Below are 7,872 nucleotides of genomic sequence, written 5' to 3' on the forward strand. Positions count from 1 at the left end.
AATCCAGTAAGAAGACATGGGACTCTAGGTGGAGTGAGTCCCATGGACTTTGAACTAATCAACTAAACCCCAGTGTCTACTTTTTAGGGGCCATATCATTTTCGCATCTCGTCACTCGCTACTCTCATCTCGCTTTTAGAACCGAACACTCAAAATCCAGTAACCATTCTTTGCGGTTCATGCCGCCGGTGTAGCCGGTTAATGTGCCATTCGCGCCAATCACTCGATGGCAGGGGACTACGATGCTAAACGGGTTCTTGCCGTTCGCACCACCGACGGCCCTTACGGCTTTTGGGTTGTCCATTCTCTTTGCTTGCTCACCGTAACTGATGGTTTCGCCATAAGGAATGGTCGTTAAAGCCTGCCAAGCAGCTTTTTGAAAGTCCGTGCCTTTTATCGCTCTTAATGGCAAATCGAATTCTGTTCGTTGACCTGCGAAATACTCATCTAACTGTTTCGTCGCCAGTTGGCAAAGCTCATCTGGATTGCTAGTCATTGGCTCTTCATGATTTACATGGTCAATTTCAATAAGCGACCCACCATTACTCACAATGATCATCTTGCCAATTGGTGCGTCATAAAGCATTTTGTAAGTGGTGTCTTCCATGTCATCTTCCTTCTTCTCGTCTCTTTCTGCTCTCAAGCTTTTCGAATCTCGAATCTGCTCTTATATCTTTCCGCATCCCGTATCTGCTTTACTCCTAACACGAAGTGCAAAATAATACCCTGAAATACCGCCCATGATGTTCCCCAAGGCTAAGCCGATAAACAACCCTTCAACACCATCAATTTGGCTACCTACCCAAGCAAACGGCAAGGTAAAAACAAACAGGCGCATGAAGCTCCATTGAAAGGCTTTGAGCGGTTGATGCATGGCATTCATCGCGCTGATCAGCATCATTACAATGCCTTGGAAGCCATAGCTAAATGGGACTACTAACAGGTAGTGCCACAAAATGCCTCGTACAGATTCTTCTTGAGAAAATAGGGCGGCTAAAGGGATACTCAACGGCACCATCATTAAGAAAATCAAACCTTGGAACATCACGGCAAAGCGCATGCTTAAGAACAGAGCCTTGAAACTGCGCTGCGGGTTGTTTGCACCAAAGTTCTGCGCCATAAAAGGCGTGAGAGCAGAGGTTAAAGACATCAGTACGATGATCAAAATTGATTCAATACGCTGGGCAGCACCATAAGCAGCAACGGCTTCAGTTCCTTGTTTGGCAAGCATCATCATTATGATGGCGCCGGCAAGTGGGTTCAGAGCATTGGAAAGTGCAGCAGGTGTACCGATGGTTAAGATCTGTTTCCAGTCATCGATGATGTTTTTTAGTTTGGGCGGAGCCAGCAGCTTTTCTCGCATGGTTAATACATACAGAGAGCCACACAACGCACCAAACCAACTGAATCCACTTGCAATGGCTGCGCCTTGAATCCCTAGCTCAGGAAAAGGCCCGTAACCGAAGATCAGCAGTGGGTCGAGAATGCCGTTAATCAGGCCGGCCAGCATCATGATTTTAGCGGGTGTTTTGGTATCGCCACTCGCTCGTATCGCGCTGTTGCCTGCCATTGGAATAACAAGCAACGGTATCGCTAAATACCAGACCGACATGTATTCAGATATTAGTGGCAGTAACTCAGGTTCAGCACCTAACAAAGTAAACATAGGCTCTAGCGTGAAAAGCCCTAGTGTTGATGCAAAACCAACAAGCAGCACAGCAAGCAATAAACCGTGGCAGGTAAAGCGAGCCGCATTTTGCGCGCAACCTTGGCCAAGTAACCGCCCAATACACGTCGACAAGCCAATGCCTATACCCATAGTAATGCAGTTGATGGCAAAGGTGACAGGGAAGGTAAAGCTCACCGCTGCAAGGACTTTCGTGCCGAGCAATGAGATAAAGAAAGTATCGACAAGGTTAAACATCAAGATCGCCACCATGCCGAATATCGTCGGTATGGTCATTGTGCGCAGAGTCTGTGCTATCGGGGCCGTGAGAAGCCCATGCTTATCTTGCATGTAAAACGCCAGTCGAATTAGAATGTGGGTAGAATACAGTGAATAATGAGTAGTCTGAAGAGCGCTTTCATAAAGTTTACAAATCGTACAATACTAACAGCATACGGTGTGATAGCATTCTTCTGTTAATAATTTAGATGTTTTGAGAGATTTACAGTGAAGCAGCAGATACAACCACAATCATACTCCCCGAAAAATCCACCGATGTATACCGCGAGTGATGAGATTGATCTGAGAGAGCTTTTTAAGGCATTGTGGGATGGTAAGTTAATTGTCGTATTGGTGACTTCTTTATTCACTGCTAGCAGTATTAGTTTTGCATTGTTAGCTCAAGAGTGGTGGTCTTCTAGTGCTAAAATTATAGAGTCGCAACCGCAAAACTTAGCTGCATATCAGCAACAAGTTAGGCAGTTTCAACCAGTATTTAATATCTACCAAGATGATGGGACAGTTTTGGTTAGCGAGGAGTTGGATGATTTAGTTGACGCTGGGGTTTTATTTAAACGTTTTGTGAACACTTTTAGCTCAAGTAACAATAAGAGAGCTTTTTTGGAGCATAGTACTGCGTTTCAGCAACTAAAAGCCGTTACAGTTGACGATGTCTCTGATTTGACTGAGGATGAAGTTAGGGCTTTATATTCTAGGTGGTTTGAGCAAATTTCAGCATCTAAAGTGGATAAAAAAGATCAAGATTCACCATATTTTATTAGTTTTCAAACGATGACTAAAGAAAGTAGCTTTGATTTATTAACTTCTTATGTTTCTTTTACTGAATCGAAGGTCCGTGAGGATGCATTTAGTAACCTGAAAGCATTTGTTAATAGTAAGCGCAATGAACTAATCCAGCAAAAACAAATTCTTGAAAGCCAGGCTAAGGATCAATTATTAGTTGAAACTGAGCGAACTAAGTACGCTATGGAAATAGCCTTGGCTGCGGGTGTAGAAATGCCAACCAAAACTGGTAATGATAAAGAGATCTTTGGTATAGAGTTAGGCTCAAAAGGCCTTGAAGCGAAGGTTAAAGCCTTAGGTTCACTAAAAAACTTAACTATTATTGAGCCTCGACTTCTACAAATAAACGCAAAGTTGAACATGTTGAATAACCTTGAAATCGATCGTTTAGTTAAGTTTCAAACCTTTCGTTTTCTAGAAAACGTAGAACAGCCGATAACTCGTGATAAGCCTAAACGCGTTTTGATTGTCGTTTTTGGAACACTGTTAGGTGGTATATTGGGTGTTGTTGTTGTCTTGATACGCTTTGCATTTAGAAAAGAAGATTAAGTTTCAAATGGCTAGTGTTACTCACTGGCCATTTTTCTTTTTATATCTCTTGTTATTGAGCCCCTTCACAAAAAATCTCTTTCACCCCTTGGGATCTTTCACTTCGCCCCAACATATTGGGTAACCCCATGCCAATCGTGGCAACTATCAAATTAAATGGAAATTATCAGGAGATCCGACCGATGAATATCCGTCCTCTACACGACCGAGTTATCGTTGAGCGCCAAGAAGTTGAATCTAAATCTGCTGGTGGCATCGTTCTAACTGGTTCTGCCGCTGAAAAATCAACGCGCGGTACTATTCTAGCTGTTGGCAAAGGCCGCATTTTAGAAAATGGTTCAGTACAACCATTGGACGTTAAAGTTGGCGATACTGTTATCTTTTCTGAAGGCTACGGCACTAAAACTGAAAAGATCGACGGCAAAGAAGTTCTGATCATGTCTGAAAACGACATCATGGCGATCGTTGAGTAATCCGCGCCACACATTGAACTGATTTAATAAAGAATTTTAAAGGAAATTAAGATGGCTGCTAAAGACGTTAAATTTGGTAACGACGCACGTATTAAAATGCTAGAAGGTGTAAACGTTCTGGCTGACGCAGTAAAAGTAACGCTAGGTCCTAAAGGCCGTAACGTTGTTCTAGACAAATCATTTGGCGCACCGACTATCACTAAAGATGGTGTTTCAGTTGCACGTGAAATCGAACTTGAAGACAAGTTCCAAAACATGGGCGCACAAATGGTTAAAGAAGTGGCTTCGCAAGCGAATGACGCGGCGGGCGACGGAACAACAACAGCTACAGTATTGGCTCAGTCTATTATCGCAGAAGGCCTAAAAGCGGTTGCTGCTGGCATGAACCCAATGGATCTTAAGCGCGGCATCGACAAAGCGGTTATCGCGGCTGTTGAAGAGTTGAAGAACCTTTCTGTTCCTTGTTCAGACACGAAAGCTATCGCGCAAGTAGGTACTATCTCTGCGAACTCTGATTCGACAGTAGGTAACATCATTGCTGAAGCGATGGAAAAAGTAGGTCGTGATGGCGTTATCACGGTTGAAGAAGGTCAGGCTCTACAAGACGAGCTAGACGTAGTTGAAGGTATGCAGTTCGACCGCGGTTACCTATCTCCTTACTTCATCAACAACCAAGAAGCCGGTTCTGTTGATCTAGATAGCCCGTTTATTCTTCTTATCGACAAGAAAGTGTCTAACATCCGTGAACTTCTTCCGACTCTAGAAGCGGTTGCTAAGGCATCTCGTCCACTTCTTATCATCGCTGAAGATGTAGAAGGCGAAGCGCTAGCAACTCTGGTTGTGAACAACATGCGTGGCATCGTTAAAGTGGCTGCGGTTAAAGCACCTGGTTTCGGCGACCGTCGTAAATCTATGCTGCAAGATATCGCTATCCTAACGGGTGGCACGGTTATCTCTGAAGAGATCGGCCTAGACCTTGAGAAAGTAACGCTAGAAGACTTAGGTCAAGCTAAGCGCATTACGATCACTAAAGAAAACTCAACCATCATCGATGGTGCGGGTAATGAAGAGATGATCAAAGGTCGTGTTTCTCAGATTCGTCAACAAATCGAAGATGCAACATCTGACTACGACAAAGAAAAACTTCAAGAGCGTGTAGCTAAGCTAGCTGGCGGTGTTGCAGTAATCAAAGTTGGCGCTGCGACTGAAGTTGAGATGAAAGAGAAGAAAGACCGCGTAGAAGATGCACTTCACGCAACTCGCGCTGCTGTTGAAGAAGGTGTGGTTGCTGGTGGTGGTGTTGCACTTATCCGCGCTGCATCTAAAGTTGCTGGCCTTGAAGGCGACAACGAAGAGCAAAACGTAGGTATCCGCGTTGCACTACGTGCAATGGAAGCGCCTATCCGTCAAATCACGACCAATGCTGGTGATGAAGAATCTGTTGTTGCTAACAACGTTCGCGCTGGCGAAGGTAACTACGGTTACAATGCAGCTACTGGCGAATACGGCGACATGATTGCTATGGGTATCCTAGATCCAACTAAGGTAACTCGTTCTGCACTTCAGTTCGCAGCATCGGTTGCTGGTCTTATGATCACAACAGAAGCGATGATCACTGATAAGCCACAAGATTCTGGCCCTGCAATGCCTGATATGGGTGGCATGGGCGGTATGGGTGGCATGATGTAAGCCATCTGTGCTGATTAAGTTATTAATAAACAATAACTTAAATATAAATGTAGACATCAATGTAGACAGTTTGGGATGCCCTGTTTTATACAGCGGCATCCTTTTTAATGACATTTCCAGAAGTTGATCTTCATCAAGTTCTCTCAGTTACTTAATGGGCAGTATCTACATAGTCAATTTATTGTTCATAATCAGACTGTACTATGATACGAAAAGATATTTACTAGTGGTCTTGCTTTTCGCAACATACTTTTATCTGAGCGCTGGTGTGAGTAGAGCCTATGGTTTTCAAGCTCTCCAATATCAGACAGGTGATATTGGTAACGATATTCTTTTTTTTTGCTTTGTCATTTCTCTTGGTTAATTCAATTCGTAATACTGGTTGTCCATTAAAGTGACATTCTGCTCCTTGTGACTACCAGGGTTACTCTGAATCGCTGGACAAAATTGTACCCATTTCGGAAAGTTGGAGCGATCAAGGAATAACCATATTATGATTAGACACCTCATGATTTTTTAGAGTCAGAGTTGATATTATGTATAAGCTCTGTAGGGTACAGTTGGCGGTTTATGGCACTAACTGAGCGACACTGTTAGTGTCATCCGTTGAGTATAGATATTGGTTTCTTATTTCAATAAAAATAAGTATCAGTTTTAATCTACACTTCAAGTAATTGATTAAGGATCGTAATCTATGATTCCCCCCCTTGCAATGAGAGTGATTTTATTGAAAATACGAAGATTTTAAATGCAGTTGTAGAGGGTGATTAGATAAAAAAGAACAAATGATAAGCGATCATTTAGACGCCGTCATAGTAATTGAAAATGGAGATGCATAGATGAACTTTTCTTCCTTTTATTTATTAAGTAATACAATTCAAATCTACCCTTGGGGTAGTAAAACAGCTATCTCTGATTATTTTGGTATAGCAAACCCAAAAGATGAGCCTCAAGCCGAAATTTGGATGGGAAGCCACCCGAACGGCTGCTCAAAGGTACTTGAAAATGGTGAAGAAGTGCTTTTATCTGATTTTATCAAAAAAGACGCCAGTGGAATCTTAGGTGCTCATACCATTGAGGCCTTTGGTGGTTTACCGTATTTATTTAAGGTTTTAGCTGCAAATCAAGCATTATCAATTCAAGTTCATCCCTCGAAATCCCAAGCCGAAAAAAACTTTGCATTAGAAAGTCAGCAAGGTATTGATATTAATTGTTTTAATCGTAATTACAAAGATGAAAACCATAAACCAGAACTTGTTTTTGCTTTAACTAACTATAAAGCGATGAATGGTTTTAGACAATTTAAAGAGATAGTTTCTCTGGTAAAACAAGTGAACAGCCCTGCCTTGAGCGAAGAGCTTGACTTATTTTACGATAATTTGACATCGAAAGGCTTAGAGCGATTTTTCCGTTTTACTTTAGAGTTGAAAGGGGAAGCTAAAGAATTGGCTCTGTATGACTTATTAAGCTGGGCTCGATCTACAAATAACGAGCTAGGATCATTGATAGTTGAACTTAATGAGCAATGGCCCAAAGATATAGGCCTGTTTTCTCCATTGATGTTTAATGTCTTAGAGTTAGTACCAGGAGAGGCTATGTTCTTAGAGGCGGGGACACCACACGCGTATATTCGGGGGCTTGGCTTAGAGGTGATGGCGAGCTCTGACAATGTGCTTCGAGCAGGCTTAACATCTAAATATGTTGATGTTGATGAGTTGGTTAAATGCTGTAATTTCAAAGCATTAGATATGGGAGATATTAAAACTGAATCAATTAATGATGGCGTACAAAGTGAATTTCCAGTGCCTGTAGAAGATTTCAAATTTTCCGTATTTAGTAACCCAACGAACTATAGAGTTAAACAACGACGAGCAGAGATTATCTTCGCTGTTGATTCTGAAGTTATTCTTCTCTCAGATCGCAATCAGCTAGTACTTAAGAAAGGTGAATCAGCCTTTATCCCTTTGAGGACTTGTAGTTATAGCATCACTAGTGAAGGGATGTTGGCCCGGTGTTATTAGATGGGAGGATATAAAATTCTGTTTGAGATTGACTTTGGAGTAAAGGTTATATTTTATCTCTCTTAAGAGAGATTAGGCATAACTGTTATTAATATTTTAGTTAATCTTTTTGTTTGTGCAGATTTAATTTCGTTCAATCACAGATGATCTATGCGAGTGATCTGACTAACTTGAAATTTTTACAATCTAACTATTGTTAGGAGAGGTGTGATGTGATTTTTGTGCCTCTTTTAGTCAAAATCCCCACACCTTATATGTATTTTTAGTACATCATAACGCGTCCGTTTTTTGCCTTTCGTATCTCGCAACTCATTTACTCGTATCTATCTCATATGCTTTTGATGTGACCCCATAAAAGTAGACACTTAATACAGAGCATTGAGTGTCATGA

The 7,872-nt window shown here is 41.9% G+C and carries 6 protein-coding genes; 4 read left to right on the forward strand and 2 right to left on the reverse strand.

From position 1 onward, the window contains the following. Positions 1-124 precede the first annotated feature (124 nt). Positions 125-607 carry a methylated-DNA--[protein]-cysteine S-methyltransferase gene (locus AACR09_RS00930; protein ID WP_193834658.1) on the reverse strand — a complete coding sequence of 161 codons (483 nt, stop codon included), beginning with the start codon at positions 605-607 and terminating at the stop codon, positions 125-127. Positions 608-667: 60 nt separating this feature from the next. Further along, a complete protein-coding gene (locus AACR09_RS00935; RefSeq protein WP_193834660.1) occupies positions 668-2,017 on the reverse strand; it encodes an MATE family efflux transporter in 1,350 nt (449 codons plus the stop codon). 156 nt (positions 2,018-2,173) lie between these two features. Here AACR09_RS00935 and AACR09_RS00940 point away from each other — a divergent pair, with 156 nt between their 5' ends. The 4 genes from AACR09_RS00940 to manA all read left to right on the forward strand — a co-directional run bounded on the left by AACR09_RS00940 (position 2,174) and on the right by manA (position 7,481). Beyond that, positions 2,174-3,298 carry an LPS O-antigen chain length determinant protein WzzB gene (locus AACR09_RS00940; protein ID WP_193834662.1) on the forward strand — a complete coding sequence of 375 codons (1,125 nt, stop codon included), beginning with the start codon at positions 2,174-2,176 and terminating at the stop codon, positions 3,296-3,298. Between the two features lie 182 nt (positions 3,299-3,480). Then, the gene (locus AACR09_RS00945) at positions 3,481-3,771 is read left to right on the forward strand and encodes a co-chaperone GroES (RefSeq protein ID WP_004733324.1); all 291 of its coding nucleotides are present in this window, start codon (positions 3,481-3,483) and stop codon (positions 3,769-3,771) included. Between the two features lie 51 nt (positions 3,772-3,822). Continuing rightward, positions 3,823-5,460, forward strand: a complete 1,638-nt coding sequence (gene groL, locus AACR09_RS00950; RefSeq protein ID WP_108202681.1) for a chaperonin GroEL — start codon at positions 3,823-3,825, stop codon at positions 5,458-5,460. Positions 5,461-6,299: 839 nt separating this feature from the next. Beyond that, positions 6,300-7,481 carry a mannose-6-phosphate isomerase, class I gene (gene manA / locus AACR09_RS00955; protein WP_193834664.1) on the forward strand — a complete coding sequence of 394 codons (1,182 nt, stop codon included), beginning with the start codon at positions 6,300-6,302 and terminating at the stop codon, positions 7,479-7,481. Positions 7,482-7,872: the final 391 nt, after the last annotated feature.

Source organism: Vibrio sp. OPT20 (assembly GCF_963889365.1).
GTDB lineage: Bacteria > Pseudomonadota > Gammaproteobacteria > Enterobacterales > Vibrionaceae > Vibrio > Vibrio splendidus.